This is a genomic window from Streptomyces araujoniae (genome assembly GCF_050871195.1).
Lineage (GTDB): Bacteria > Actinomycetota > Actinomycetes > Streptomycetales > Streptomycetaceae > Streptomyces > Streptomyces bacillaris.
Genome location: NZ_CP194070.1, coordinates 949246 through 973641 on the forward strand (window position 1 = coordinate 949246; position 24396 = coordinate 973641).

The 24396-nt window shown below is 72.8% G+C and carries 23 protein-coding genes; 8 read left to right on the top strand and 15 right to left on the bottom strand.

What is annotated here, in order from left to right:
- Window positions 1-28 precede the first annotated feature (28 nt).
- Window positions 29-1402 (top strand): MFS transporter, encoded by a 1374-nt coding sequence (locus tag ACQ9ZG_RS03865; protein ID WP_028419736.1) that lies wholly within the window; start codon window positions 29-31, stop codon window positions 1400-1402.
- Between the two features lie 266 nt (window positions 1403-1668).
- Window positions 1669-2043, top strand: a complete 375-nt coding sequence (locus tag ACQ9ZG_RS03870; RefSeq protein ID WP_003959706.1) for an RNA polymerase-binding protein RbpA — start codon at window positions 1669-1671, stop codon at window positions 2041-2043.
- Window positions 2044-2214: 171 nt separating this feature from the next.
- Here ACQ9ZG_RS03870 and fxsA read toward each other — a convergent pair whose 3' ends face one another.
- From fxsA to ACQ9ZG_RS03890, 4 genes are all read right to left on the bottom strand, one after another.
- Window positions 2215-2817, bottom strand: a complete 603-nt coding sequence (gene fxsA / locus ACQ9ZG_RS03875) for an FxsA family membrane protein (RefSeq protein WP_109915715.1) — start codon at window positions 2815-2817, stop codon at window positions 2215-2217.
- A 158-nt stretch (window positions 2818-2975) separates the two neighbouring features.
- Window positions 2976-3743 carry a polyprenol monophosphomannose synthase gene (locus tag ACQ9ZG_RS03880; RefSeq protein WP_028419738.1) on the bottom strand — a complete coding sequence of 256 codons (768 nt, stop codon included), beginning with the start codon at window positions 3741-3743 and terminating at the stop codon, window positions 2976-2978.
- 574 nt (window positions 3744-4317) lie between these two features.
- Window positions 4318-5964: an amidohydrolase gene (locus ACQ9ZG_RS03885; protein ID WP_499279917.1), complete on the bottom strand. Its 1647-nt coding sequence runs from the start codon at window positions 5962-5964 to the stop codon at window positions 4318-4320.
- 46 nt (window positions 5965-6010) lie between these two features.
- Entirely contained in the window at window positions 6011-6451 is a 441-nt protein-coding gene (locus ACQ9ZG_RS03890; protein ID WP_018490165.1) for an Lrp/AsnC family transcriptional regulator, read from the bottom strand.
- Between the two features lie 203 nt (window positions 6452-6654).
- Here ACQ9ZG_RS03890 and ACQ9ZG_RS03895 point away from each other — a divergent pair, with 203 nt between their 5' ends.
- Window positions 6655-7053, top strand: a complete 399-nt coding sequence (locus ACQ9ZG_RS03895; RefSeq protein ID WP_018490166.1) for a hypothetical protein — start codon at window positions 6655-6657, stop codon at window positions 7051-7053.
- Between the two features lie 476 nt (window positions 7054-7529).
- Here the strand turns inward: ACQ9ZG_RS03895 and ACQ9ZG_RS03900 are convergent, their stop codons facing one another.
- Window positions 7530-8702 (bottom strand): acyl-CoA dehydrogenase family protein, encoded by a 1173-nt coding sequence (locus tag ACQ9ZG_RS03900; protein WP_109914378.1) that lies wholly within the window; start codon window positions 8700-8702, stop codon window positions 7530-7532.
- Window positions 8703-9099: 397 nt separating this feature from the next.
- Here ACQ9ZG_RS03900 and ACQ9ZG_RS03905 point away from each other — a divergent pair, with 397 nt between their 5' ends.
- The 3 genes from ACQ9ZG_RS03905 (at window position 9100) to ACQ9ZG_RS03915 (ending at window position 12793) form a co-directional block, all read left to right on the top strand.
- A complete protein-coding gene (locus tag ACQ9ZG_RS03905; RefSeq protein WP_499279918.1) occupies window positions 9100-10362 on the top strand; it encodes a glycoside hydrolase family 18 protein in 1263 nt (420 codons plus the stop codon).
- Window positions 10363-10648: 286 nt separating this feature from the next.
- Window positions 10649-11188 carry a hypothetical protein gene (locus ACQ9ZG_RS03910; RefSeq protein WP_109917377.1) on the top strand — a complete coding sequence of 180 codons (540 nt, stop codon included), beginning with the start codon at window positions 10649-10651 and terminating at the stop codon, window positions 11186-11188.
- A 90-nt stretch (window positions 11189-11278) separates the two neighbouring features.
- Entirely contained in the window at window positions 11279-12793 is a 1515-nt protein-coding gene (locus ACQ9ZG_RS03915) for a PepSY-associated TM helix domain-containing protein (RefSeq protein WP_499279919.1), read from the top strand.
- Between the two features lie 100 nt (window positions 12794-12893).
- On the opposite strand, the gene ACQ9ZG_RS03920 is transcribed toward ACQ9ZG_RS03915, so the two are convergent.
- Window positions 12894-13676, bottom strand: a complete 783-nt coding sequence (locus ACQ9ZG_RS03920; RefSeq protein WP_109917676.1) for an SAM-dependent methyltransferase — start codon at window positions 13674-13676, stop codon at window positions 12894-12896.
- Between the two features lie 122 nt (window positions 13677-13798).
- On the bottom strand, window positions 13799-15187 hold the full coding sequence (locus ACQ9ZG_RS03925; protein ID WP_499279920.1) for a C39 family peptidase: 1389 nt from the start codon (window positions 15185-15187) through the stop codon (window positions 13799-13801).
- 242 nt (window positions 15188-15429) lie between these two features.
- Between ACQ9ZG_RS03925 and ACQ9ZG_RS03930 the strand changes: the two genes are divergently transcribed.
- Both ACQ9ZG_RS03930 and ACQ9ZG_RS03935 read left to right on the top strand, forming a co-directional pair.
- Entirely contained in the window at window positions 15430-16059 is a 630-nt protein-coding gene (locus tag ACQ9ZG_RS03930; protein WP_499279921.1) for a uridine kinase family protein, read from the top strand.
- Window positions 16060-16418: 359 nt separating this feature from the next.
- Window positions 16419-18332: an AAA family ATPase gene (locus ACQ9ZG_RS03935; RefSeq protein ID WP_499279923.1), complete on the top strand. Its 1914-nt coding sequence runs from the start codon at window positions 16419-16421 to the stop codon at window positions 18330-18332.
- Window positions 18333-18426: 94 nt separating this feature from the next.
- Here ACQ9ZG_RS03935 and ACQ9ZG_RS03940 read toward each other — a convergent pair whose 3' ends face one another.
- From ACQ9ZG_RS03940 to ribD, 8 genes are all read right to left on the bottom strand, one after another.
- Complete coding sequence (locus ACQ9ZG_RS03940) at window positions 18427-18885, bottom strand: PH domain-containing protein (RefSeq protein WP_028419748.1); 459 nt, start codon at window positions 18883-18885, stop codon at window positions 18427-18429.
- A 68-nt stretch (window positions 18886-18953) separates the two neighbouring features.
- Window positions 18954-19802 carry an ATP phosphoribosyltransferase gene (hisG, locus tag ACQ9ZG_RS03945; RefSeq protein ID WP_028419749.1) on the bottom strand — a complete coding sequence of 283 codons (849 nt, stop codon included), beginning with the start codon at window positions 19800-19802 and terminating at the stop codon, window positions 18954-18956.
- Between the two features lie 79 nt (window positions 19803-19881).
- Window positions 19882-20154, bottom strand: a complete 273-nt coding sequence (locus ACQ9ZG_RS03950) for a phosphoribosyl-ATP diphosphatase (protein WP_018490177.1) — start codon at window positions 20152-20154, stop codon at window positions 19882-19884.
- Window positions 20155-20189: 35 nt separating this feature from the next.
- On the bottom strand, window positions 20190-20675 hold the full coding sequence (ribH, locus tag ACQ9ZG_RS03955) for a 6,7-dimethyl-8-ribityllumazine synthase (RefSeq protein WP_109916326.1): 486 nt from the start codon (window positions 20673-20675) through the stop codon (window positions 20190-20192).
- A 33-nt stretch (window positions 20676-20708) separates the two neighbouring features.
- Window positions 20709-22013 (bottom strand): bifunctional 3,4-dihydroxy-2-butanone-4-phosphate synthase/GTP cyclohydrolase II, encoded by a 1305-nt coding sequence (locus ACQ9ZG_RS03960; RefSeq protein ID WP_099218169.1) that lies wholly within the window; start codon window positions 22011-22013, stop codon window positions 20709-20711.
- On the bottom strand, window positions 22010-22654 hold the full coding sequence (locus tag ACQ9ZG_RS03965) for a nicotinamide mononucleotide transporter family protein (protein ID WP_018490180.1): 645 nt from the start codon (window positions 22652-22654) through the stop codon (window positions 22010-22012). Before ACQ9ZG_RS03965 ends, ACQ9ZG_RS03960 begins: the two co-directional genes overlap by 4 nt.
- Window positions 22651-23259, bottom strand: coding sequence for a riboflavin synthase (locus tag ACQ9ZG_RS03970; protein WP_109916327.1), 609 nt, complete (start codon window positions 23257-23259; stop codon window positions 22651-22653). Before ACQ9ZG_RS03970 ends, ACQ9ZG_RS03965 begins: the two co-directional genes overlap by 4 nt.
- Entirely contained in the window at window positions 23260-24360 is a 1101-nt protein-coding gene (gene ribD / locus ACQ9ZG_RS03975; protein WP_499279925.1) for a bifunctional diaminohydroxyphosphoribosylaminopyrimidine deaminase/5-amino-6-(5-phosphoribosylamino)uracil reductase RibD, read from the bottom strand.
- Window positions 24361-24396 lie beyond the last annotated feature (36 nt).

A 24396-nucleotide genomic window follows, 5' to 3' on the forward strand; every position in this document is an offset into this window, starting at 1 on the left:
CCGCACGCGAGAACCGAGGGGGCGCGGGTTGAGCACCGGCACCACAGGAACAGCCGAACCGGCCGGCCGACCGCCGGGCGACGCGACGGCGACCGCCCGCAAACGGGAACAGCGCGGCTGGTACTTCTACGACTTCGCCTGTTCCGTCTACTCCACCAGCGTGCTGACCGTCTTCCTCGGTCCCTATCTGACGTCGATCGCCAAGGCGGCGGCCGACCCCGACGGTTTCGTCCACCCCCTGGGCATCCCCGTCCGCGCGGGCTCGCTCTTCGCGTACTCCGTCTCGGCCTCCATCGTGGTGGCCGTGATCCTGATGCCGATCGTGGGCGCGGCGGCGGACCGTACGGGACGGAAGAAGCCGCTGCTGGCGGCGGCCGCCTACACGGGGGCGGCGGCGACGGCCGGGATGTTCCTCCTGGACGGCCACCGCTATCTGCTGGGCGCGTTCCTGCTGATCGTGGCGAACGCGTCGATCTCGGTGTCGATGGTCCTGTACAACGCCTATCTGCCGCAGATCGCCACCCCCGAGGAGCGCGACGCGGTCTCCTCGCGCGGCTGGGCCTTCGGCTACACCTCGGGCGCCCTGGTGCTCGTCCTCAACCTGATCCTCTACACCGGCCACGAGTCCTTCGGGCTGACGGAGTCCGACGCGGTACGGATCTGTCTGGCGTCGGCGGGTGTGTGGTGGGGCGCGTTCACCCTCGTACCGCTGCGCAGGCTGCGCGACCGGCGGGTCGCGCCGGACGGGGAGGGGGCCGTCGGCTCCGGCTGGAAGCAGCTGATGGCGACCCTCAAGGACATGCGGCGCCATCCGCTGACGCTCTCGTTCCTGCTCGCCTATCTCGTCTACAACGACGGGATCCAGACGGTGATCTCCCAGGCGTCCCTGTACGGCTCCGAGGAGCTGGGGCTCGACCAGTCGACCCTGATCGTCGCCGTGCTGCTGGTACAGGTCCTGGCGGTGGCGGGGGCGCTCGGGATGGGCCGGCTCGCCCGGGTGTACGGCGCCAAGCGCACGATCCTGGGCTCGCTCGTCGTCTGGACCGCGATCCTGGTCGCCGCCTATCTGCTGCCCTCCGACGCGCCCGTCTTCTTCTTCGTCCTGGCGGCGGCCATCGGGCTGGTGCTGGGCGGCAGCCAGGCCCTGTCCCGCTCCCTCTTCTCCCATCTGGTGCCGCGCGGCAAGGAGGCGGAGTACTTCTCGGCCTACGAGATGAGCGACCGGGGTCTGAGCTGGCTGGGGCCCCTGGTGTTCGGTCTGGCGTACCAGCTGACCGGCAGCTACCGGGAGGCGATCATCTCGCTGATCGTGTTCTTCGCCCTCGGCGCGGTGCTGCTCGCGAGGGTGCCGGTGCGGCGGGCGATCGAGGCCGCGGGCAACCCGGTACCCGGACGGATTTAGACGTCGAAGTCAAAGGCCGGTAGTGTACGCCTTTGGCCTGCCCGGAGGACCGTTACTGCGAGTGGAAGAGGCTCGACCGTTGGGTGACAACACCCACGAGAGGTGACAAACCGGGCAAGGGTGGGTACTCAACCCAGATACAGCAGCGGCACGAACGGGCGACGCATGACCGGCGACGGGAATCTTTGCCACCGACCGGACGTTGACCGGATGACGACGACAGCGACATTTTGTCCTGTGGGCGACAAGCCCGGGAGGCACGATTCATGAGTGAGCGAGCTCTTCGCGGCACGCGACTTGTGGTTACCAGCTACGAGACGGACCGCGGCATCGATCTGGCCCCGCGCCAGGCGGTGGAGTACGCATGCCAGAACGGACATCGGTTCGAGATGCCGTTCTCGGTGGAGGCGGAGATTCCGCCGGAGTGGGAGTGCAAGGCGTGCGGCGCCCAGGCACTCCTGGTGGACGGGGATGGCCCCGAGGAGAAGAAGGGCAAGCCTGCGCGTACGCACTGGGACATGCTCATGGAGCGGCGTACCCGCGAGGAGCTGGAGGAGGTGCTGGCCGAGAGGCTGGCCGTCCTGCGCTCCGGCGCCATGAACATCGCCGTGCACCCGCGGGACAGCAGGAAGTCTGCCTGACCCTCGACCGCGTACCACCGCAGCGTGATCCCGCACTCCGCGGGAGAGCGCACCGAGCGCGACAACAGCACAGCATCAGAGCCGCGGGCCGTGACACAGAACATGTGTCACGGCCCGCGGCTCTTGTCACGTGTACCTCTGGTCACATGCAGGGCGCCGCAGCGCGCGGCCTCAGGGGGTGAGCGGCGGACGCGGGTCCCGGGGGCCGTCGTCGGGACCGGAGGGGGGCCGTGTGCCGTCCTCGCGGATGACCTCGCCCTGGACGACCTTTCCGTCCGGCCGGTGGATCCGGGCCTGCTGGAAGGCGTCCGAGAAGCTGCCGGGGGACGCGGCCCGCATCCGGCGCTCCAGGGACTGCTCCGCCCGGCGGCTGATCAGGGTGCGGACCGGGGGCACCAGCAGGAGGAGACCGGCCGCGTCCGAGACCAGGCCGGGGATCAGGAGGAGCAGCCCGCCGAGCATCAGCAGTCCGTTGCCCCGGCCGCCCTTGCCGCCGGCGACCTGCGGGGCCTCCGCGGCGCCGGGCTGCCCCGGCATCTGCTGGAGGGTCTCGGTGAGGTTCTTGAAGGCGCGGCGCCCGGCGCGCTTGATCACCACGGTGCCGAGGACCGCCCCGGCCACCAGGAGCAGCAGGACGGTGAGCCCGTTCGTGGCCGAGGCGACCAGGGTCAGGAGCCAGATCTCCAGGACCAGCCAGGCGGCGAGGGCCAGGGGCAGGAATCTACGGACGCGTGAGCGCCGGGGACGGATCGGGGGCGGGGTGCCGGTCGTCATGCATCCAGTGTGCCCGTACGGAGGTGGAAGCGGCGCAAGGGGGTGATCATGGACCGCCCCGCCGAGCCGTCACCGCGACGCGGAGTCGTCACCGCGACGCGGAGCCGGGTGACCGCGACCCGCCCCCGTACGAACGCCGACGGAGCCTCGGGCGGCCGTCAGGGTTTCTTGCGGCCCAGGACCTTGTTGGCGCGGGAGCTGATGCCCCAGCCGGTGACCCGCCACAGCGCCTCGACGAGGATGTCCCGGCTCATCTTGGAGTCGCCGACCTCGCGGTCCACGAAGGTGATGGGGACCTCGACGACGTGGTAGCCGGCCTCGACCGAGCGGCGGGCCAGGTCCACCTGGAAGCAGTACCCCTGCGAGGCGACCTCGTCGAGTCCGAGGCCCTTGAGGGTCTCGGTGCGGAAGGCTCGGTAGCCGCCGGTGACGTCGCGGACGGAGAGGCCGAGGGCCACGCGGGAGTAGAGGCTGCCGCCCCGGGAGATGACCTCGCGGCTCTTGGGCCAGTTGACCACCCGGCCGCCGGGCACCCAGCGGGAGCCGAGGACGAGGTCGGCGCCCTTGAGCGCGGTGAGCAGCCGGGGCAGCTCCTCGGGCTGGTGGGAGCCGTCGGCGTCCATCTCGACGAGGACGCCGTAGCCGTGCTCGGTGCCCCAGGCGAAGCCCGCGAGATAGGCGGCGCCGAGCCCTTCCTTGCCCTTGCGGTGCAGGACGTGGACCTGGTCGTCGGCCGCGGCGATCTCGTCGGCCGCCTTGCCCGTGCCGTCGGGGCTGTTGTCGTCGGCCACCAGGATGTCGGCATCCGGCACGGCCGTGCGCACCCGGTCGACGATCGGCCCGATGTTCTCGACCTCGTTGTAGGTCGGGATGATCACCAGCACCTTGCCGAGCGGGCCGAACTGCCTCTGACCGCCGTCGTTCACTACTGCCCCTTAGAGTCCGTACACAGAGGGACACCATATCCAGCACACAGCCACCGGGGGCCTGCGCGGTCGTGTCTCGCGTGGCACAGGCCGGTCAGACGGACGGAACCGTGGACAGAATCCGGGCGGAACCGCGGATTCGCGCGGGATTCGGACAGGCGGACGGAACTGCGGATCGGGGCCCGGCGCCCTTCGGGCCGACCTGGGACCCGCTGGCTGCGGGTCGACCGAGAGCCGTTGTCTACTGAACGTCCGGGCCCCACCCGGGTCGCACCCTCCGTCCGGCTGAAACCTTCCCTCGCCCCCGAGGCGCGGGCGCTGAACCTGGCTGTCAGTGGCGGTGCGCCGGTGCGGCACACCACCCCATGACCCAGCGGCGTTCGACGACTGCGTGGTGGCTTCACCGGTCGGACGTCCTGTGGTGGACCCGGCCGAACCTACCGGCCCGTGGGCGCGTTCTGTCAACACCCGTGCGACCTGCGGCTTTTGCCCAAATTGCCTGGTCAGTGCCGGGGATGCGCAGGTCGCGCACGCGGGAGTGAGCCATCGATCGGCGGTACGGAATCCACCGACGTCACTCGTTCGGGCGTACGTAGACCGTTTGTCCGGAGACCACCGTCCGCAGGCAGACCGGCAGTTCGGCCCCGGGGGTCAGGTCCGGCAGACCGGGTGTGCCGGAGCGCGGGTCGGTGGACCAGCGGGCGACCCGGTCGTCGGGCGCCTGGACCAGGAGTTCGGCGGTCCGCCAGACGGCGTAGTCGGCCGGGGCGCCCGGCACCAGGAGCCCGGCGTCGTCGCGGCCGATGGCCCGCCAGCCGCCCCGGGTGTGGGCGGTGAACCCGGCCCGGACGGAGATCCGGTGCTCGGGGGTGCGGTGGTGGGCGGCGGCCCGCACGGTGCCCCAGGGGTCGAGCGGGGTGACCGGGGCGTCGGAGCCGAAGGCGAGCGGGACCCCGGCGCGCAGGAGGGCGGCGTACGGGTTCAGGGTGGCCGCCCGCTCCGCGCCCAGGCGCTGGGCGTACATGCCCTCCGGGCCGCCCCAGGCGGCGTCGAAGGCGGGCTGGACGGAGGCGGTGAGGCCCAGCTCGGCGAAGGCGGCGATGGTCTCGGGGGTGAGCATCTCGGCGTGCTCGACGCGGTGGCGGGCGGCGCGGACCCGGGCCGGGCCAAGCGTCTCGGCGGCGGCGCGGACGCCCGCCACGACAGCGGTGACGGCCGCGTCCCCGATGGCGTGGAACCCCGCCTGGAGCCCGGCCTCCGTGCAGGCGGTGACGTGGGCGGCGATCCGGGCGGCGTCCAGGTGGGCGGTGCCGGTCCCCTCCCCGTCGGCGTACGGCTGGTGGAGGCAGGCGGTGTGCGAGCCGAGGGAGCCGTCCACGAAGAGGTCGCCGGCCGCGCCGATCGCGCCCAGCTCCCGGATGCGGCGGGCACCCTTTCCGTCCGCGATCTCCTCGGCCCAGAGGCCGAACACCCGGGGGCCGGGCCGCTCGGCGGCGAGGGCGAGGAGCCCGGTGAAGTCCTCCTCGTCGGAGATCTCGGGCCCGCCGCACTCGTGGAGGGTGCCGATGCCGAGGGAGGCCGCGTGGTCGAGCGCGGCGCGCTGGGCGGCGGTCCGCTGGGCCGGGGTGAGGGCGGCGTGCGCGGCGGCCCGTACGGCGTGGTGGGCGTCGCCGGTGAGGGGGGCGTCGGGGTGGTATCCGGCCAGCTCGGTGACGCCCGGGACGAGGTCCAGCAGGGCGGTGGTGACGACGGCGGAGTGCACGTCGATCCGGGGCAGGTAGAGGGCCCGGCCGCCGGCCGCCTCGTCGAGTTCGGCGCGCGAGGGGTAGCGGCGCTCGGGCCACCGCGCGGCGTCCCAGCCGTGGCCGAGCAGGACGTCCCCGGCGCCGTGCCGGTTCGCGAACGCACGGACCAGGCCGAGGGCTTCGGCGAGCGTACGGGCGCCGGAGAGGTCGAGGCCGGTGAGGGCCAGACCGGTCGCGGTGGTGTGCACATGGGCGTCGGTGAACGCCGGGGTGACCAGGGCCCCTTCCAGGTCGACGACCTCGTCGACGCCGCTCGCGAAGGCGTCGGCGGCCCCTTCGGAGCCCACCCAGGCGACCTGCCCGCGCTCCACCACCATCGCGGTGGCGAACGGATCGGCGGGACTGTGGACGTCTCCCCCGCGCAGCAGCAGGGTGCGGTGGTCGGGGGCGCTCTGGGGGGCGGTGCTCTCGGTCATGGAACCAGTCTCGCGCCTGCCGGGAGCCGCCCTTCCCGCGCCCCCCTCAGACGCGCGGCGGCCGGGCCTCGTACGGGGTGGAGAGCACCACGGTCGTCCGGGTCGAGACGCCGGCCAGCGAGCGGATGCGGGTGAGCAGGTGCTCCAGCTCCAGGGGCGTGGCGACCCGCACCTTGAGGATGTAGTTCTCGTCCCCGGCGACGCTGTGGCAGGCCTCCAGCTCGGGCACCCCGGCCAGCCGCTCGGCGATGTCGTCGGGCGCGCTGGGGTCGAACGGCTTCACCGAGATGAACGCGGTCAGGGGCAGCCCGACGGCCTCGGGGTCGACGACGGCGGCATAGCCGCGGATCACCCCGCGCTGCTCGAGCCGGCGGACGCGCTGATGAACGGCCGAGGTGGACAGGCCCGTGGCCTTGCCCAGGTCGGTGTAGCTCATCCGCCCGTCCTTGACGAGCAACTCAACGATCTGACGGTCCAGCTCCTCCATGCGGATCAACCTATGGCCCCGGACGCCCATCGGCACAGTCGCGCGGGTCACGGTTCGGCACCTGCGGGCAGCATGTGACGAACGCCACAGACCTACGGGTCGGTAGCGGGGCCACTCGCGGTTATCGGCCGCGCGCGGAGGGAAGTGCTTGCTGTGGTCGAGGCCGTGGCGCTGTGCCGGCCCACCCGAGGGGGGAAGATCCCATGCAGAGCACGAAGCTCACCGCGCGTACCGAACCGGAGCCCGTCGATCCCGACGAGGACGAAGGCGCCGATGTGTACGACATGTTCGAGATGTTCCGGGTGGTCTGCCCGGACTGCGCCCAGCCCATCGCCCTGCTGGCCGACGAGGACGTCCTGCCCGAGCACGCCCGGTGCCCCTCGCCGTGGAACCCGTTCGGCCTCACGGTCTGCTCCGGCACCGGCCGTACGGCGGCCGACGCCCGGCCCGCCGACGAGACGCTGGACCCCCAGGAGCAGGAGGCGGGGCTGCTGCTGACGCTTCCCCAGGGACTGGACTGGCGGATGCAGCCGTTCTCCCACGCCGGGGGCCCCGGCTCCCGTCCGCTGCGCATGGACCGGATGCGGCGCGAGGCCGCCTGAGCCGCCGCCCGCGGCCGTAGCACTGACGACATCACCGCGATTCCGGCCCCTCCGCCGCACACGGGGTGGCCCGCTGTCTGCCCGCACCACGACGGCCCGTCCGCCGTGGTGCCCGCAGAGCACATCCTCCGCGCCGGCGCTCCGCCCGCGGGCACCCGCCGAACTGGCACTCGGATCGGACGGGCAGTGACCCCGGCCCGGCCCGGCGCGTTCACCCCGTATGACCACGCTGCCTTCACCCGTCGGCTCGGGCCGCCGCCGGCTCGCCCCTCCGGTCTCCGAAGAATCGGTTCAGCAGCCGCTGCCCCCGCCTCGCCCGACCGGTGACTCCCCGACCGCCTCTCCCCTCGATCCGCCCATCTACAGCGACCTGCTGCGGCATTGGCGGAGCAGCGGCCGGACCGTGCCGGGCCACCGCGACCCGGAGTGGGCCCGGGCCGCCGCGCTGCCCGTCCGGCCGGACCGGCCGCCGAGGGTCAGCGGGTCTCCGGACCCGCGAGGTGGCGCGCGATGACCATGCGCTGGATCTGGTTGGTGCCTTCGACGATCTGCAGGACCTTGGCCTCGCGCATCAGCCGCTCGACCGGGAAGTCCTGCGTGTAGCCGTAGCCGCCGAGGACCTGGACGGCGTCGGTGGTCACGCGCATGGCCGCGTCCGTGCAGAAGAGTTTCGCCATGGCCGCCTGGCGGGAGAAGGGCTCGCCCGCGTCGCGCAGCCGGGCCGCCTCCAGGTAGAGCGCCCGGCCGGCCTCGATCTGGGTGGCCATGTCGGCCAGCATGAAGCGCAGTCCCTGGAAGTCCGCGATGGGGCGGCCGAACTGGCGGCGGTCGGTGGCGTACGCGACGGCCGCGTCCAGGGCCGCCTGGGCGACCCCGATCGCGCAGGCGGCGATGCCCAGGCGGCCGGAGTCGAGCGCGGAGAGGGCGATGGCGAAGCCCTGGCCCTCCTCGCCGATGCGGCGGTCGTCACCGACCCGTACGCCGTCGAAGTTGAGCTGGGCCGTGGGCGAGCCCTTCATGCCCATCTTCTTCTCGGGGAGCGCGGCGTTCAGCCCCTCGGCGTCGCCGGGGACGAGGAAGGCCGTGATGCCGCGCGGCCCTTCGACGCCGGTGCGGGCGAGCACGGTGTAGAAGTCCGCGATACCGCCGTGGGTGATCCACGCCTTGGTGCCGGTGACGACCCAGTCGTCGCCGTCGCGCACGGCCTTGGTGCGCAGGGAGGCGGCGTCGGAGCCGGAGGCGGGCTCGGAGAGGCAGTAGGCGCCCAGCAGACCGCCGGAGAGCATCTCCGTGAGGTGTGCGGCCCGCTGCGCGTCGGTGCCGTATCCGGCGAGGGCGTGGCAGGCCAGGGAGTGGACGCTGACGCCGAGGCCGACGGTGAGACGGGCGGCGGCCAGCTCCTCCAGCACCTGGAGGTAGACCTCGTAGGGCTGGTCACCGCCGCCGTGGCCGGAGCCGTAGGGAAGCCCGAGGAGGCCTGATTCGGAGAGGAGGGTGAAGACCTCGCGCGGGAAGCGGCCGGCTTCCTCCTCCTCGGCCGCCCGGGGAGCGATCTCCTTGGACACGATGTCGCGGACGAGCGCGACGAGCTGCCGGGACTCCTCGGTGGGCAGACGGCGTTCCACCGGCTGCGGGGCACGGTCGGACATGACGGCGCTCTCCTCCCTGTCGGGCGTTGCGACGGGCGCGCGCTCGGGGTGTGAGAGGCGCCGCCGGGTGATCTCTTCCCGGTGCGGGACCGGGAGGAAACAGACTGCCCAGCCGATCCTGCCCGCCCGGGTCTCGGGGGGCGTGGGTCAGCGGCTGTGGCGGGTTGAGTATGCCCGATCGAATGCGTCCCGTCACGGGGTGACGTGCTGGTCAGAGGGGATGGGGACCACCGCGTTGATCAGGGAATTGGTCCGAACCATTGACCCAACTGGTCTAGTCCTCCTACGGTTTCCCCCACGAACGCCTTACCGCGTTCATGCCAAACCGGGCGCGTACGGCCCGGAGTCCGGCCCTGCACCCCCCCCACGCACCAGCCCTCCCCCACGAGGAGCCACGATGCTCAGACTGCACCGTCCCCGCGCCCGGCTCCGGGCGCTCGCCGCGGCCGCCTGTACGGCGGCCCTCGGCGCCACCCTGCTCGGCGTCGCGGGCACGTCCCCCGCCGGAGCGGCCCCCGCCGACCGGCCGGCCGCGGCCACCGCCTCCCCCACGGCGGCCGGCGACAAGGTGATCGGCTACTTCACCAACTGGGGTGTCTACGACCGGAACTACCACGTCAAGAACATCGTGACGTCGGGTTCGGCCGAGAAGCTCACCCACATCAACTACGCGTTCGGCAACGTGCAGAACGGCAAGTGCACCATCGGTGACGCCTACGCCGACTACGAGAAGGCGTACACCGCGGAGGAGTCGGTCGACGGGGTCGCGGACACCTGGGACCAGGAACTGCGCGGCAACTTCAACCAGTTGCGCAAGCTCAAGGAACTCCACCCGGACATCAAGGTCCTCTGGTCCTTCGGCGGCTGGAGCTGGTCGGGCGGTTTCGGTGAGGCCGCCCAGAACCCCGCCGCCTTCGCGAAGTCCTGCTACGACCTGGTCGAGGACCCCCGGTGGGCCGATGTCTTCGACGGCATCGACATCGACTGGGAGTACCCCAACGCCTGCGGCCTGACCTGTGACACCAGCGGCCGGGACGCCTACGGCGAGCTGCTGGGCGAGCTGCGCAAGGCCTTCGGGAACGACAACCTGATCACCTCCGCGATCACCGCGGACGGTTCCGACGGCGGCAAGATCGACGCGGTGGACTACGCCGGGGCGGCGAAGCATCTCGACTGGTACCTGCCGATGACGTACGACTTCTTCGGCGCCTTCGCGGCCCAGGGGCCGACCGCCCCGCACTCCCCGCTGACCTCCTACCCGGGCATCCCGACGGAGGGCTTCAACTCCGACGCCGCGATCTCGAAGCTGAAGTCGCTCGGCATCCCGTCGGAGAAGCTGCTGCTGGGCATCGGCTTCTACGGCCGGGGCTGGACCGGGGTGACCCAGTCCGAGCCGGGCGGCAGCGCGACCGGGGCGGCGCCGGGGACGTACGAGGCGGGCATCGAGGACTACAAGGTCCTCAAGGACAGCTGCCCCGTCACGGGCACGGTGGCCGGTACGGCGTACGCCCACTGCGGCACCAACTGGTGGAGCTACGACACCCCGGAGACCATCGGCACCAAGATGGCGTACAAGGACGACCAGGGCCTGGGAGGCACGTTCTTCTGGGAGCTGAGCGGAGACACCCAGAACGGTGAGCTGATCAAGGCGATCAGCTAGCCCGCACGGGTACGGGGGCGCAGGGGTGGGATGCCGGGCCGGCACCCCACCCCTGCGGCGTTTCCCGCGAGGGCCCGCCCGGCTCTTCGTCTGGCTGAAAATGCATGGGAACTTTTTCGGCCAGCTGGCCGACTACTGCCGCATGGGAAGAGACCAGGACGCACACCCCACGGGCGAGAGCGGGCCCTGGGCTGGCTATTTTGTCTCCATGCGTGCACCGGGCAGCTGGCCGACACGGGCGGCCAGGGGTCTGCTCTGCGGTGCCGCATGTCTGATTCTCGGCGCCGTGAGCCATGTCGCCGCAGGCGGACGACTGCCCGGCGCGGGGGTGCTCGGCCTGCTGTTCGCCGCCCTGACGGTGCAGGGGGCGCTGCTCTTCGGCGGGGGACGGCGGCGCTTCGACGTCGTGACGCTGGTGCTGGGCGGGACGCAGTTCGCGCTGCACCAGGCCTTCCACGTCCTGTCCTCCCCGGGCGGGGCCCACCGCCCGGCGACGGCGTCCGGGCACGGTCACGGCCCTGAGCACGGTCACCACATGGCCGGGTCCCCGGATGCCGGTGACGGTCACGTCATGGACGCCGGGATGACCCTGGCCCATGCGGCGGCCACCCTCGGGACGGCCCTCTGCGCGATCCACGGGGAGCGGGTGCTGCGCCGTCTCGCCGCCCTGTTCCTCCCCCGCCTCGCCCTCCGGCCGGTCCCCTCCCCGCTCCCGGGTCTCCCCCGGTCGCGCCCGGCGCCGCCGGGGGTCGTCCCCATGCGCTTCGGGGCGCTCCTCGCCCGGTCCCGCCGTCGGCGCGGGCCACCGTCGGCAGCCGTGGCCTGACGGCCTCTCGCTTCCCTTCACCCGGGCAGGACCCGGTTCCCATCGGCAGGTGCACGGAGCCTCCTCCGGCCTGCCCTCCGAGGAGCACCCATGTCTCAGACTTCGCACAGACCCGAAGACACCACGAACCAGAACACCGACGGTCCGGAGGCCGCAGGCCCGGAGACCGGCGGCGCGGACACCGGCGGCGCGGGCAGCCCCGTGAAACCCGGTCCCGGACAGCCGCCGGGCCGCTCCTGGGAGGCCGTACGGCATCTCCTGGCCCGGCTGCACTTCTACGCGGGCGTGCTCGTCGCCCCCTTCCTGCTGGTGGCGGCCCTGACCGGGCTGGCGTACACGCTCACGCCCCAGCTCGACCAGCTCGTCTACGGCGACCGGCTCCGGGTCGAGCGGGTCGGGGAGACGGTCCGGCCGCTCTCCGAGCAGATAGCCGCCGCGCGGGCCGCCTACCCGGAGGGCACCACGGCGTCGGTGGTCACCCCGCCGGGGCCCGAGGACACCACGCGGGTGGTGCTCGCGGTGCCCGAGCTGGGCGAGAAGCAGCGCACGGTCTTCGTGGACCCGTACACCGCCGAGGTACGGGGTGAGCTGACGACCTGGTTCGGGTCGACGCCGCTCACCACCTGGCTCGACGACCTCCACCGCAACCTCCACCTGGGCGAGACGGGCCGCCTGTACTCCGAGGTCGCCGCGAGCTGGCTGTGGGTGGCCGTGGCGGGCGGGCTGGTCCTCTGGATCGGGCGGCGCAGCCGGGGCCGGCGCCCGAAGTCGGCCCGGGGCGTGCTGCTGCCCGAGCGCGGCGCGCGCGGAGTGCGGCGGACGCGCGGCTGGCACGCGGTCACCGGGGTGTGGCTGGCCCTGGGGCTGCTCTTCCTCAGCGCCACCGGGCTGACCTGGTCGAACTACGCGGGTGAGCGGTTCGGGCGGCTGCTGGACGCGGTGAACGGCAACGCCCCCGCCCTCGACACCACGCTCCCGGGCGCCGAGGCCCCCGCGGAGGACCACTCCGAGCACGCCGGGCACGGCGGTTCCGGCGGAGCGACGGCCGACGCCGACCCGGCCGGCTTCGACACCGCCCTCGCGGCGGCCCGGAACGCGGGGCTCGGCGGCACGGTGGTGGTCACGCCCGCGGCGGACGCGGCGAGCGCCTGGACCGTGGCGCAGAACGACAACGTCTGGCCGGTGCACTACGACCGGGTCGCCGTGGACGCGAGCACCGGCGAGGTCACCTCGCGCACCCGATGGGCCGACCACCCGGCCCTGAGCAAGCTGAGCAAGCTCGGTGTGCAGGGGCACATGGGCGTGCTGTTCGGGGTGGTCAACCAGATCGCGCTGGCGATCGTCGCCGTCGGCCTGACGGCGGTGACCGTCTGGGGCTACCGCATGTGGTGGCAGCGGCGCCCCACCCGCGCCGACCGCCGGGCGCTCGTCGGCCGGGCACCCGAGCCCGGGGCGTGGCGGCGGCTCCCGCTGCCGGTCCTGGTCCTGGGCATCCCGGCGGTCGTCGCCCTCGGCTGGGCGCTGCCGGTGCTGGGGGTGACCCTGGCCGGGTTCCTGGTGGTCGACGCGGTGGTGGGCGCGGTGCGCCGGCGGCGTACCGCCTGAGGGCCGGCCCCGGACAGGCCGTGCGGACGGCTCCTCCACGGGCGGGCCGTACGGGGGCCTCCCGGCCCGGATCACTCCGGCCGGGCGGCCCCCGCCCCTCTCATTTGCGGGCGACGCCCGCGTACATCGCCACATCCACGCTCGGGGTCTCCGGCCGCCACGCGGAGCAGGAGACCACCCCGGGCTCCAGCAGTTCCAGGCCGTCGAAGTAGCGCGCGACGGCGGCGGGCGTCCGCTGGGTGAGCTTCGGGGTGCCGTGCTCGTTCCAGAACGCCACCGCCTCGTCGACGTCCGGCATGCCGGGGTGGGTGACCGTGTGGGAGAGGACGAGGTGGCTGCCGGGGGCGAGCGCGTCCATGAGCCGGCGGACGACGGCGTACGACTCCTCGTCGTCCTCGATGAAGATGACGACACCGAGCAGCATCAGGGCGACCGGCTGCGAGAGGTCGAGGGTCTTCGCCGCGGCGGCCAGGATCGTGTCGATGTCCCGCAGGTCGGCGTCCAGGTAGTCGGTGCGCCCCTCGGGCGTGCCGACCAGCAGGGCCCGGGCGTGGGCGAGGACGAGCGGGTCGTTGTCCACGTACACCACCCGGGAGTCGGGGGCGATGCGCTGGGCGACCTCGTGCGTGTTGTCCGCGCTCGGCAGCCCCGTACCGATGTCCAGGAACTGCCGGATGCCCTGCTCCTGGGCCAGGTACCGCACGGCCCGCCCCAGGAAGAGCCGGTCCGCCTTCGCGTACTCCCCGATGCCGGGGTGCAGTTCACCGATCCGGTCGCCGGCTTCCCGGTCGACCGGGTAGTTGTCCTTGCCGCCGGTCCAGTAGTTCCATATCCGGGCGGTGTGCGGCCGGGACGTGTCGATGCGCGATTCGGTGTCGGTCACTCCGTCAACGTAGCGCAACACCCGTAACTCCCCGGTGCCGGCGACGTGTTGCCCTCGGTTGTCCCCGTTGTCCGGAGCGGACAGGACCGGGCCCGGCGCGGCTGCCCGCCGGGCCCGGTGGGTCAGAGCAGTCCCAGCGAGCGGAGCACCAGCCGCTGGGCCGGTGTCGGGTCCTGGGGCCAGAAGACGTAACAGACCCCGCCCGAACCGCTCCTGACCCGGCCGGTCGCGTCGTAGCGCTTGGTGCGGAGCCAGATGTTCTCCCACTCCCGGCGCCGGTAGACGCGGCGCACCGCCGGGTTGTCCGGGGACGCGGGGTCGTTGGCGATCACGTCGCCGGTGGGGGTGAAGCCGACCACCGTCATCAGGTGGCCCGCCGTGCCGTAGCCGGCGCCGGTCAGTTCCTCCTCCAGGAAGGACTGCGAGGTGATGACGGGGATCCCGGCGCGCACCAGCCGTTCCAGGTCGGTGAGCGTGCCGAGCCGGGTGACGACCGCGTTCAGGTCCCGGTAGGTGGCGGCGTAGGCGGCGTTGAAGGGCCAGTTGCCGCAGCCGCCGTACTGGTGGTCGTAGGTGGAGCGGGCGGCGTGGCAGACCTGGGGGTCGGGCAGGCCCGGCCGGACCCAGGCGAGGTCCTCGGCGGTGGGCCCGCGGCCCCAGTACTCGATGATCATCTGCGAGGAGGTGGGGCTGCACCAGGCCTCGCCGCCGTTGTCGTACTCGGGGTACTGGCCGATGTGGACGTTCTGGGAGTAGCGCGGGACCCGCAGTTCGCGGGAGTGGACCGGGGTCGACGCCGGGACCTCGAAGCGGTCGGGGACGGCGGAGGCCATCGCGCCGACGCGCCAGAGGGTGGGGGTGAGGCGGCTGCCGGGGGTGCGGTGGAGGGTGACGCGGATGCGGTACGAGGTGAACCGTACGCCGGTCGACGCGTCGTCCACCGAGAGCACGTCGGTCCACACCGAGCTGTGCGCGTCCCCCTGGCCGTCCACCGAGGTGCGGCGGATGTCGCCGTCGCCCGAGGCCCAGCGGCCCATCACGAACCAGGGTGTCGTGGTGCCGTCCGCGTAGGCGGCGCTCAGTTCGACCGCGATCCAGGTGCCCGCGGGTGTACGGGCGTTCCAGGAGGTGATCAGCTCGGTGGCGGGGACGGCGGAGCGGTGGGCGGGCGAGGTCCAGGTGGCGTACTCCCAGGCGGCCGTCCCCCCGGTGTGCGGGTCGGTGTAGTCGGTGCGGCCGGCGGGGGTGGCGATGGCCAGGCCTGGGCGGGGGCCCGCGAGGACCCGGGTGCCGTTGGCGGAGCCGTGGCGCCAGTCGGTGTACGTGTGCCAGAAACGGTTGTCCACGAGGGGGGAGGCTGCCTGGGGTGCGGAGGGGCGGGGGGCGGAGGGTGCCGGTGCGGCGGCGGCAGGGACGGCGGCGGCGGGCACGGCGGCGGCCGCGGTGCCCGCTCCGGCCGCTGCCGCGAGTGCGGCGGTCAGGACGGTTCTGCGCGTGGTCGGACTGGTCATGGACGAGACCCCCGAGTCATGGGTGGGAGCGGGCCGTGGGTGGACCGGTCGGCCGGGTGGGGTGGAACGGTCGCCGCGCCGGGTGACGCGCCCTCTATGCCGGTTCCCGCGGCGGGGCCGTCGCCAAACTGCCCGGGCCGTCATCCGGGTCACCGCCAGAGGTCCGGACCACTGGCGTGACCTGCGGTGGACCGGGTTCCGCGCGGCCGGGGGCGCCGGGGCGGGGCCCGTACGCTGGGGTCATGGACGACCTGGCCCGCCACGCCGACACCCTGCGCTCGCTGCCCGCCTCCTGCGGGCCGGTCCGGCTCGTGGCGGTGGACGGGCACGCGGGGTCGGGGAAGAGCACGTTCGCCGGGCGGCTGGCGGCGGCGCTCGGCGGTGCGCCGGTGCTCCATCTGGACGATCTCGCCACCCACGAGGAGCTGTTCGGCTGGACGGGGCGGCTGCGGGACCAGGTGCTGCGGCCGCTCGCGCGCGGCGAGGACGGGCGGTACGCGCCGTACGACTGGGCCGAGCGGCGCTTCGGTCCGGCGCGGACGCTGGAGGCGGCCCCGGTGGTCCTGGTGGAGGGAGTCGGAGCGGGGCGCCGGGAGGTGCGGCCGTGGCTGGCGGCGCTCTGCTGGATGGAGCTGGGTCCGGCGGAGTCCTGGGGGCGTGGCCGGGCACGGGACGGTGCCGGGCTCACGGAGTTCTGGGACGGCTGGACGGCCGCCGAGGAGCGGCACTTCGCGGCGGACCCGTCGCGGCCGCACGCCGATGTGCTGGTACGTCAGATGTCCGAGGGATACATGTGGTTGGAGGGGCCCGGTGCGAACGCGGCGGTGAACCGTTTCGTCACCGAGGGTAGGCGGACACCGCCTCCGTACTGAGCAGTCGGAAATCGGCCCGGAAGTGCCTCAACTCCGCTTGACCGGGGGGCCTTACTGGTCTTACGTTCTCATTGTGCGGCTTTTCGGAGCCCCCACAGACGCGAAGCCCCCGGTTGTTCCCCCGTGACCGGGGGCTTCGTCCTGTGCGCACACCGCCGCCCGGCGACCACGCAGAGCGATTCGCTCACCCTCGGTCACCGACCGCATGATCCCCTGTTGACCGGACCGCTCCCACCTGCGCAGGTACGATGCACCTCGGTGTGGTCAATTCCCTTCCCCCACGCAGTGATTCGGCACGCTCCGGTGGGCATGCTGTGCGGGCGGGACATCCTGGGGGAACAGTTGGCGTGGGGGACCTGATGGACATCGGCACACAGGGCGCACAAGCCCCCGCCGACCTCGCCTGGCTGCGCGGCATGGACGCCTACACGATGGGCGCCTACCCGCAGGCCGAGGAGGAGTTCAGAGCTGCGGTACGGATCGATCCCGGCATGGCGGACGGCTGGCTCGGCCTCCACGCGCTGCGCATCGACACCGCCACCGCGCTGCTGCGCATGTACCGGCACCGCGACCGCTTCGGCGAGCAGCGGGCCCGGCACCGCCGTCCGCTCAACTCCTGGTACTGGCTGGGCTGGTGGGTTCAGCCGCTGCTGGAGAGCCCGCGCGACCTGCTCCTCGCGCACGCCTCGCACTGGCTGGACGGACGCCATGTGCCGGAGCTGGACCGGGCGTTGGCGGGGCTGCCGCCGGTGGACACCGATCCGCAGGTGCGGTTCCTGCACGCCTGCCGCTCGTACCTGGTCAAGGACTGGGAGCAGCTCGTGCGGTACACCGAGCAGCTGGTCGACGACCCGATGCTGGGCATCGAGGCGGGGCTCTTCGGCGGGATGGCCCGGGTGCGGCTGGAGATGTACGGGCAGGCCGAACCGCTGCTCGCCGCCGCCCTGATGCGCTGTCGCAGCGAGCAGCCGCAGCGCAAGGAGCTGCGCTACTGGCTGGCGCGGGCCCACGAGGGCACCGGGCGCAGCGCGGCGGCCCTGCCGCTCTACCGGGCGGTGCACCGGGTCGATCCGGCGTTCATGGACACCTCGGCCCGGCTGGCGGCGATCTCGGAGGGCGACGGCTACGACGACTCCGCCGATCTGGCCGCCGTCCTGCTGACCGGCATCGGCTCGGGCGGCGCCGGCGGTACGGGGGCGGAGGTGCTGCCGGACGGCGACACCGCGCCGGTCACGGAGCTGGTGGACGGCCGCGAACCGTGGCCGGTCGGGGAGGCCGGGCTGCTCGACGAGGGGCCGGAGCCCGTGCCGACCGCCCCGGTCGAGGGGTTACGCCGCACCCGGATCCGTAAGCCGCCGCCCTTCCCGGCCGGGCCGAGCGATCCCGTGCTGCTGGCCGAGGCGCTGGCCCAGCTGGAGCGGATGGTCGGTCTGGAGCCCGTGAAGCGGCAGGTGAAGGCGCTCTCCGCGCAGCTGAACATGGCCAGGCTCCGGGCCGAGCAGGGGCTCCCGGTCCAGCCACCCAAGCGGCACTTCGTCTTCTCCGGCCCGTCCGGCACGGGCAAGACGACGGTGGCGCGGATCCTGGGGCGGGTCTTCTACGCCCTGGGGCTGCTCGGCGGCGACCATCTGATCGAGGCCCAACGCTCCGATCTGGTGGGCGAGTTCCTGGGGCAGACGGCGGTGAAGGCCAATGAGCTGATCGACTCGGCGCTCGGCGGGGTGCTCTTCGTCGACGAGGCGTACAGCCTGGCCAACTCCGGTTACAGCAAGGGCGACGCGTACGGCGACGAGGCGCTCCAGGTCCTGCTGAAGCGGGCCGAGGACAACCGGGACCACCTCGTCGTCATCCTCGCCGGGTACCCGGAGGGCATGGACCGGCTCCTCGCCACCAACCCGGGGCTCTCCTCCCGCTTCACCACCCGGGTCGACTTCCCGAGCTACCGCCCGCTCGAACTCACCGCGATCGGGAGCGTGCTGGCCGCCGAGAACGACGACGTGTGGGACGAGGAGGCGGTCGACGAGCTGCGCTCCATCAGCGGCCATGTGGTGGACCAGGGGTGGATCGACGAGCTGGGCAACGGCCGTTTCCTGCGCACGCTGTACGAGAAGAGCTGCGCCTACCGCGATCTGCGCCTCTCCGGGTACAGCGGCATGCCGAGCCGGGAGGACCTGTCCACGCTGCGGCTGCCCGACCTGATGCAGGCCTACGGCGAGGTGCTGTCCGGGCGCGGCCCGGTGGGCCGGGGGCAGCAGGAGCCGGGCGGGGTCTGAGCCCCGGCCGGGGCGGGCCGGGAGCGGAGGCCTGCCGGCACCGGCGGGAGCCGGGCGGTCCGGGGTCCTGCGCCCGGTGTGGGCGGCGCGTCGGTCAGGGGGTGCCGTCGCCCGCGGACCGGGCCTCGGTGAGGGCGCGCAGGGCGCGGGCGTCGCGGATGGCCTGCTGCTTGGCCATGCCGGGCTGGATGCCGAGGGCGGGCAGGCTGGTGCCGTCGCTCAGGTCGAGGAAGACCCAGGGGTCGCCGGAGCGCAGGTTGACGCGGAGGATCTCCTCCCAGGCCAGCCTGCGGGTGCGGGTGAGGTTGACGACGGTGACCCCGGCCTCGTCGGCCTCCACCTTGGGCCTGCTGAGCAGGGCCAGGACGCCGAAGAAGAGCACGGCGACGAAGACGAAGCTGATCCGCTCCGCCACGTTGAGCCGCTCCAGCATCAGCGCGACGACGGTGATGACGAGGAACATCGCCAGCCCCACGCTCAGCAGGACCACCCGGGTGAGGGTGGGCCGGAAGACGACGGGGAGGGCGGGGGCTTCGGGCCGGGGCGCAGACATCGGGGTCTTCTCTCGCGGGGGTGTGCGGTGGCCGGAGGGGCACCCCGGGCCGGGGCGCCCGGGGGCCGTCAGAGGCGGCAGGCGTGGATGGCCGTGGTGAGGATGGCGCGGGCGCCCAGCTCGTACAGGTCGTCCATGATCCGCTGGGCCTCCTTGGCGGCGACCATGGAGCGGACGGCGACCCAGCCCTCGTGGTGCAGCGGGGAGATGGTCGGGGACTCCAGGCCGGGGGTGAGGGCGACGGCGCGCTCCAGGTGCTCGACGCGGCAGTCGTAGTCCATCATCACGTAGGACCGGGCGACCAGGACGCCCTGGAGGCGGCGGAGGAACTGCTGGACCTTGGGGTCGTCGGTCGGGGCGCCGTTGCGGCGGATGACGACGGCCTCGGAGGTCATGATCGGGTCGCCGATCACCTCGAGTCCGGCGTTGCGCATGCTGGTGCCGGTCTCGACGACGTCCGCGATGATCTGCGCGACGCCCAGTTCGATGGCGGTCTCGACCGCGCCGTCGAGGTGGACGATGGACGCCTTGACGCCGGACTCCTTGAGGTGGGCGGCGACGATGCCCTCGTAGGAGGTGGCGATCGTCATGCCGTCGAAGTCCTGCGGGCCCGCGGCGGTGCCGGGCTTGGTGGCGTAGCGGAAGGTGGAGCGGGCGAAGCCGAGCTGGAGGATCTCCTCGGCGTCGGCGCCGGAGTCCAGGAGCAGGTCGCGGCCGGTGATGCCGATGTCGAGCCGGCCGGAGCTCACGTAGATCGCGATGTCCCGGGGGCGGAGGTAGAAGAACTCGACCTCGTTCGACGGGTCGACCAGGACCAGCTCCTTGGACTCCTTGCGCTGCTGGTACCCGGCCTCATGGAGCATGGCCATCGCAGAGCCGGAGAGTGCACCCTTGTTGGGGACGGCGATGCGCAGCATGGGGTCAGGTTCCTTTGTGCGGAGGGGGAAGCAGGGCTGTGACGTGCGGTGCTCGGGGCGTGCTCGGAGAGGCGTGTGCTCAGAGATGGGCGTAGACGTCGTCGAGCGAGATCCCGCGGGCGACCATCATCACCTGGACGTGGTACAGCAGCTGGGAGATCTCCTCGGCGGCGGCTTCCTTGCCCTCGTACTCGGCGGCCATCCAGACCTCGGCGGCCTCCTCGACGACCTTCTTGCCGATGGCATGGACGCCCTTGTCCACCAGTTCGGCGGTGCGCGAGGTCGAGGGGTCGCCCTCGGCGGCCTTGAGCTGGAGCTCGGCGAAGAGCTCTTCGAAGGTTTTGTTCGCCATGATGGTCCTCAGAATACGGGGTCGCCGGAGGGCACTCAGCGCCAGGGTTCGCTGACGGTCCGCAGCGTGGCGGCGGTGGCCACGGCGGCGGTGACCGCTTCGTGCCCCTTGTCCTCGTTGGACCCTTCGAGGCCGGCCCGGTCGAGGGCCTGCCCCTCGGTGTCGCACGTCAGTACGCCGAAGCCGACGGGGACGCCGGTGTCGACGGTGACCTGGGTGAGGCCGACGGTGACGCCCTGGGAGACGTACTCGAAGTGGGGGGTACCACCCCGGATGATCACGCCGAGGGCGACGATCGCGTCGTAGCCGCGGCCGGCGAGCACCTTGGCGACCACGGGCAGCTCGAAGGAGCCGGGGACGCGGAGGAGCGTCGGCTCGTCGATGCCCAGCTCGTGCAGGGCGCGCAGGGCGCCGTCGACGAGACCGTCCATGACTTGCTCGTGCCACTGGGCCGCGATGACGGCCACCCGCAGGTCGGCGCAGTTGCGTACGGACAGTTCGGGTGCACCCTTGCCGCTCATGGTTCTCCTGTTGCTGGTTAAGAGAGGTGTTCGTTACTGGTTGGCGCAGGTCGACGCCGGGGTTCCGTCGAGCCACGGCAGATCGTGGCCCATGCGGTCGCGCTTGGTGCGCAGGTAGCGCAGATTGTGCTCGCCGGCCTGGACGGGCATGGGTTCCCGGCCGGTGACGGCGAGTCCGTGGCGCAGCACGGCGTCGGTCTTCTCGGGGTTGTTGGTCATCAGCCGGAGGCTGCGTACGCCGAGGTCCTGGAGGATCTGCGCGCCCGCCGCGTAGTCGCGGGCGTCGGCGGGCAGGCCCAGCTCCAGGTTGGCGTCGAGGGTGTCCACGCCGCGCTCCTGGAGTTCGTACGCGCGGAGCTTGGAGAGCAGGCCGATGCCGCGCCCCTCGTGGCCCCGGAGGTAGACGACGACGCCCCGGCCCTCCTCGGTGATGCGCCGCATGGAGGCGTGCAGCTGGGGGCCGCAGTCGCAGCGCTGGGACTGGAAGATGTCGCCGGTCAGGCACTCGGAGTGGATGCGGACGAGGACGTCCTCGCCGCCGTTCTCCGTGAGGTCGCCGTGGACGAGGGCGACGTGTTCGACGCCGTCGGCGGTGGAGCGGTAGCCGTACGCGGTGAAGTCGCCGAACTGGGTGGGCAGCCGGGTCGTGGCCTCGCGGCGGACGGTGGGCTCGGCGCTGCGGCGGTAGGCGATCAGGTCCTCGATGGAGATGATCGTCAGGCCGTGCTTGCGGGCAAAGGGGACCAGCTCGGGCAGGCGCAGCATGGTGCCGTCCTCCCCCGCGATCTCCACGATGGCCCCGGCGGGGCGGAGTCCGGCGAGCCGGGCGAGGTCGACGGCGGCCTCGGTGTGGCCGTTGCGGACGAGGACGCCGCCGGAGCGGGCGCGCAGCGGGAAGATGTGGCCGGGGCGGACGAAGTCGGCGGGGCCCGCGACACCACCGGCGAGCATCCGGAGGGTGGTGGCGCGGTCGGCGGCGGAGATGCCGGTGGTGACACCGTGGGCGGCGGAGGCGTCGACGGAGACGGTGAAGGCGGTCTGCATCGACTCGGTGTTGTCCGCGACCATCTGCGGGAGTTCGAGCCGCTCCAGCTCGTCGCTCTCCATGGGGGCGCAGATCAGGCCGCGGCACTCGCTCATCATGAAGGCGACGATCTCGGGGGTGGCCATCTCGGCGGCGATGACGAGGTCGCCCTCGTTCTCGCGGTCCTCGTCGTCCACGACGACGACGGGGCGGCCGGCGGCGATGTCGCGGATGGCCTGCTCGACCGGGTCCAGGGCGAGGTCCTCGGAGAGCGGGTCGTGGCCGGGGTGCAGCCAGGTGGGCTGGGCAGTCATGCCGTGGCTCCTTCCAGAGCGGGTGTCCGCGTACGCAGCCACCAGTCGCGCATGCCCCACAGGACGAGGGCGCCGTAGATGATGTAGACGAAGCCGGAGAAGGCGAAGCCGTTGGCGAAGTTGAGGGGGACGCCGACCAGGTCGACCAGGAGCCAGGCGAACCAGAACTCGACCATGCCCTTGGCCTGGGCGTACATCGCGACGATCGTGCCGACGAAGATGTACGCGTCCGGCCACGGGTCCCAGGAGAGCGAGGGGAAGGCGGTGAACAGGCCGCCGACGGCGAGGGTGCCGAGGGCCGCGGCGCCGATCAGCACGGCGCGCTCGCGCCAGGTGGCGAAGCGGACGGCGATGGAGCCGTCCTGGGCCTGCTGCTTGCCCCGGTTCCAGGACCACCAGCCCCAGAGGGCGACGACGATGACGACGAGCTGCTTGCCCGCGCTGCCGGAGAGGTGGGCGGAGGCGAAGGCGACCAGGAGGATGGCGCCGGAGAGCAGTTGGGCGGGCCAGGTCCAGATGGAGCGCCGCCAGCCGAGGGCGAGGGCGGTGAGGCCGATGACGTTGCCGATCATGTCCGACCACTTGATGTGCTGGCCGAAGACGGTGAAGGCCTCGGAGTTGAGCCAGGAGACGGCGTTCATCGCGGGTCCTGCCCGGACCGGTCGCCCAGCAGCCGCTCGACGTACTTGGCGATGACGTCCACCTCCAGGTTCACCGGGTCGCCGGGCTGCTTGCGGCCGAGCGTGGTCAGGGCGAGGGTGGTGGGGATGAGGCTGATGGTGAAGAAGTCGGCCGCCGCCTCGACGACGGTGAGGCTGACGCCGTCGACCGTGATGGAGCCCTTCTCGACGACGTACCGGGTCAGCTCGGGCGGCAGGGAGACCTTGACGATCTCCCAGTGCTCGGAGGGGGTGCGCCCGACGATGGTGCCGGTGCCGTCCACATGGCCCTGGACGATGTGTCCGCCGAGCCGCCCGCCGAGCGCCATCGGGCGCTCCAGGTTGACCCGGGAGCCGGTGGTGAGGGCGCCGAGGCTGGAGCGCTTGAGGGTCTCGGCCATCACATCGGCGGTGAACTCGCCGTCGCCGGTGTCCACGACGGTGAGGCAGACGCCGTTCACCGCGATGGAGTCGCCGTGCTTCGCGCCCTCGGTGACGAGGGGGCCGCGCAGCCGGAAGCGGGAGGCGTCGTCGAGCTGCTCGACGGCGGTGACCTCACCCAGTTCTTCGACAATTCCGGTGAACACTCAGTTTCCCTTCCGAGCAGGGGCGGGGGCGGCGGTGATGCGCAGATCGGGGCCGATCGGGACGGTCTCGGTCACCTGGAGGCGCAACGCCTGCGCGATCGTGGTGATTCCGGCGTCACCGAGGGCGGCGGGGCCGGCCCCGAGCAGGACCGGGGCGAGATAGCCGACGACCTTGTCGACCCTTCCCGCGGCGACGAAGGCCCCCGCGAGGGTCGGGCCGCCTTCGAGGAGTACGGAGCGGATGCCGCGGGTGTGCAGGGCGGCGAGGAGGGCGTCGACGTCCAGGCCGGAGCCGGTGGCGGCGCGGGGCAGCCGCAGGACGACGTCCTCGGGGAGGTGGCCGGCGGCGGCGTCCTCCGCGACGGCGACCAGGGTGGGGGCCGTGCCGTCGAGGACCCGGGCGCCGGGCCGGACGGCGGTGGCGCCGGTGTCGACGACGACGCGCAGCGGCTGGGTGGCGCCGTCGATGCCGCGCACGCCCAGCTGGGGGTCGTCGGCGCGGGCGGTGCCGGAGCCCACGATCACCGCGTCGGCCTCGGCACGGAGCCGGTGGACGTCGGCGCGGGCCTCGGGCGAGGTGATCCAGCGGCTGGTGGCGTCGGCGGCGGCGATGCGGCCGTCGAGGGTGGCGGCGTACTTCCACAGGACGTGCGGGCGGCCGAGGCGCACCGAGGTGAGCCAGGCGGCGTTGCCCGCCTCGGCCTCTTCCGCGAGGAGCCCCTGCTCGACCCGGATTCCGGCCGCGCGCAGGGTGTCGGCACCCCCGGTGGCCTGCGGGTTCGGGTCGCCGACCGCATAGACGACCCGGCTGATCCCGGCCGCTTGCAGGGCCTGGGCACAGGGGCCGGTGCGGCCGGTGTGGTTGCACGGTTCGAGGGTGACGTAGGCGGTGCCGCCCCGGGCCCGCCCGCCGGCCGCGCGCAGGGCGTGGACCTCGGCGTGCGGCCCTCCGGCGCGCTGGTGGAAGCCTTCTCCGGCCACGGCTCCGGAGGCGTCGGTGATCACACATCCGACGACCGGATTCGGGCTGGTGGAGCCGAGACCGCGGGCGGCGAGCGCGATCGCTCGGCCCATGGCGGTGATGTCGGCTGCGGTGGCCACCGGGTCCTCCTGCCTCTTCGGGCACGGACTCCGGGG

Bases quoted from the DNA above. Each gene is read 5' to 3' on its own strand.
- ACQ9ZG_RS03895 (WP_018490166.1), top strand. From the start codon at position 6,655: ATGCAGAGCACGAAGCTCACCGCGCGTACCGAACCGGAGCCCGTCGAT.
- hisG (WP_028419749.1), bottom strand. From the start codon at position 19,802: ATGCTGCGCATCGCCGTCCCCAACAAGGGTGCACTCTCCGGCTCTGCG.
- fxsA (WP_109915715.1), bottom strand. From the start codon at position 2,817: ATGACGACCGGCACCCCGCCCCCGATCCGTCCCCGGCGCTCACGCGTC.
- ACQ9ZG_RS03900 (WP_109914378.1), bottom strand. From the start codon at position 8,702: ATGTCCGACCGTGCCCCGCAGCCGGTGGAACGCCGTCTGCCCACCGAG.
- ACQ9ZG_RS03950 (WP_018490177.1), bottom strand. From the start codon at position 20,154: ATGGCGAACAAAACCTTCGAAGAGCTCTTCGCCGAGCTCCAGCTCAAG.
- ACQ9ZG_RS03890 (WP_018490165.1), bottom strand. From the start codon at position 6,451: ATGGAGGAGCTGGACCGTCAGATCGTTGAGTTGCTCGTCAAGGACGGG.
- ACQ9ZG_RS03940 (WP_028419748.1), bottom strand. From the start codon at position 18,885: ATGTCTGCGCCCCGGCCCGAAGCCCCCGCCCTCCCCGTCGTCTTCCGG.
- ACQ9ZG_RS03885 (WP_499279917.1), bottom strand. From the start codon at position 5,964: ATGACCGAGAGCACCGCCCCCCAGAGCGCCCCCGACCACCGCACCCTG.
- ACQ9ZG_RS03905 (WP_499279918.1), top strand. From the start codon at position 9,100: ATGCTCAGACTGCACCGTCCCCGCGCCCGGCTCCGGGCGCTCGCCGCG.
- ACQ9ZG_RS03925 (WP_499279920.1), bottom strand. From the start codon at position 15,187: ATGACCAGTCCGACCACGCGCAGAACCGTCCTGACCGCCGCACTCGCG.
- ACQ9ZG_RS03965 (WP_018490180.1), bottom strand. From the start codon at position 22,654: ATGAACGCCGTCTCCTGGCTCAACTCCGAGGCCTTCACCGTCTTCGGC.
- ACQ9ZG_RS03960 (WP_099218169.1), bottom strand. From the start codon at position 22,013: ATGACTGCCCAGCCCACCTGGCTGCACCCCGGCCACGACCCGCTCTCC.
- ACQ9ZG_RS03935 (WP_499279923.1), top strand. From the start codon at position 16,419: ATGGACATCGGCACACAGGGCGCACAAGCCCCCGCCGACCTCGCCTGG.
- ACQ9ZG_RS03915 (WP_499279919.1), top strand. From the start codon at position 11,279: ATGTCTCAGACTTCGCACAGACCCGAAGACACCACGAACCAGAACACC.
- ribH (WP_109916326.1), bottom strand. From the start codon at position 20,675: ATGAGCGGCAAGGGTGCACCCGAACTGTCCGTACGCAACTGCGCCGAC.
- ACQ9ZG_RS03870 (WP_003959706.1), top strand. From the start codon at position 1,669: ATGAGTGAGCGAGCTCTTCGCGGCACGCGACTTGTGGTTACCAGCTAC.
- ACQ9ZG_RS03930 (WP_499279921.1), top strand. From the start codon at position 15,430: ATGGACGACCTGGCCCGCCACGCCGACACCCTGCGCTCGCTGCCCGCC.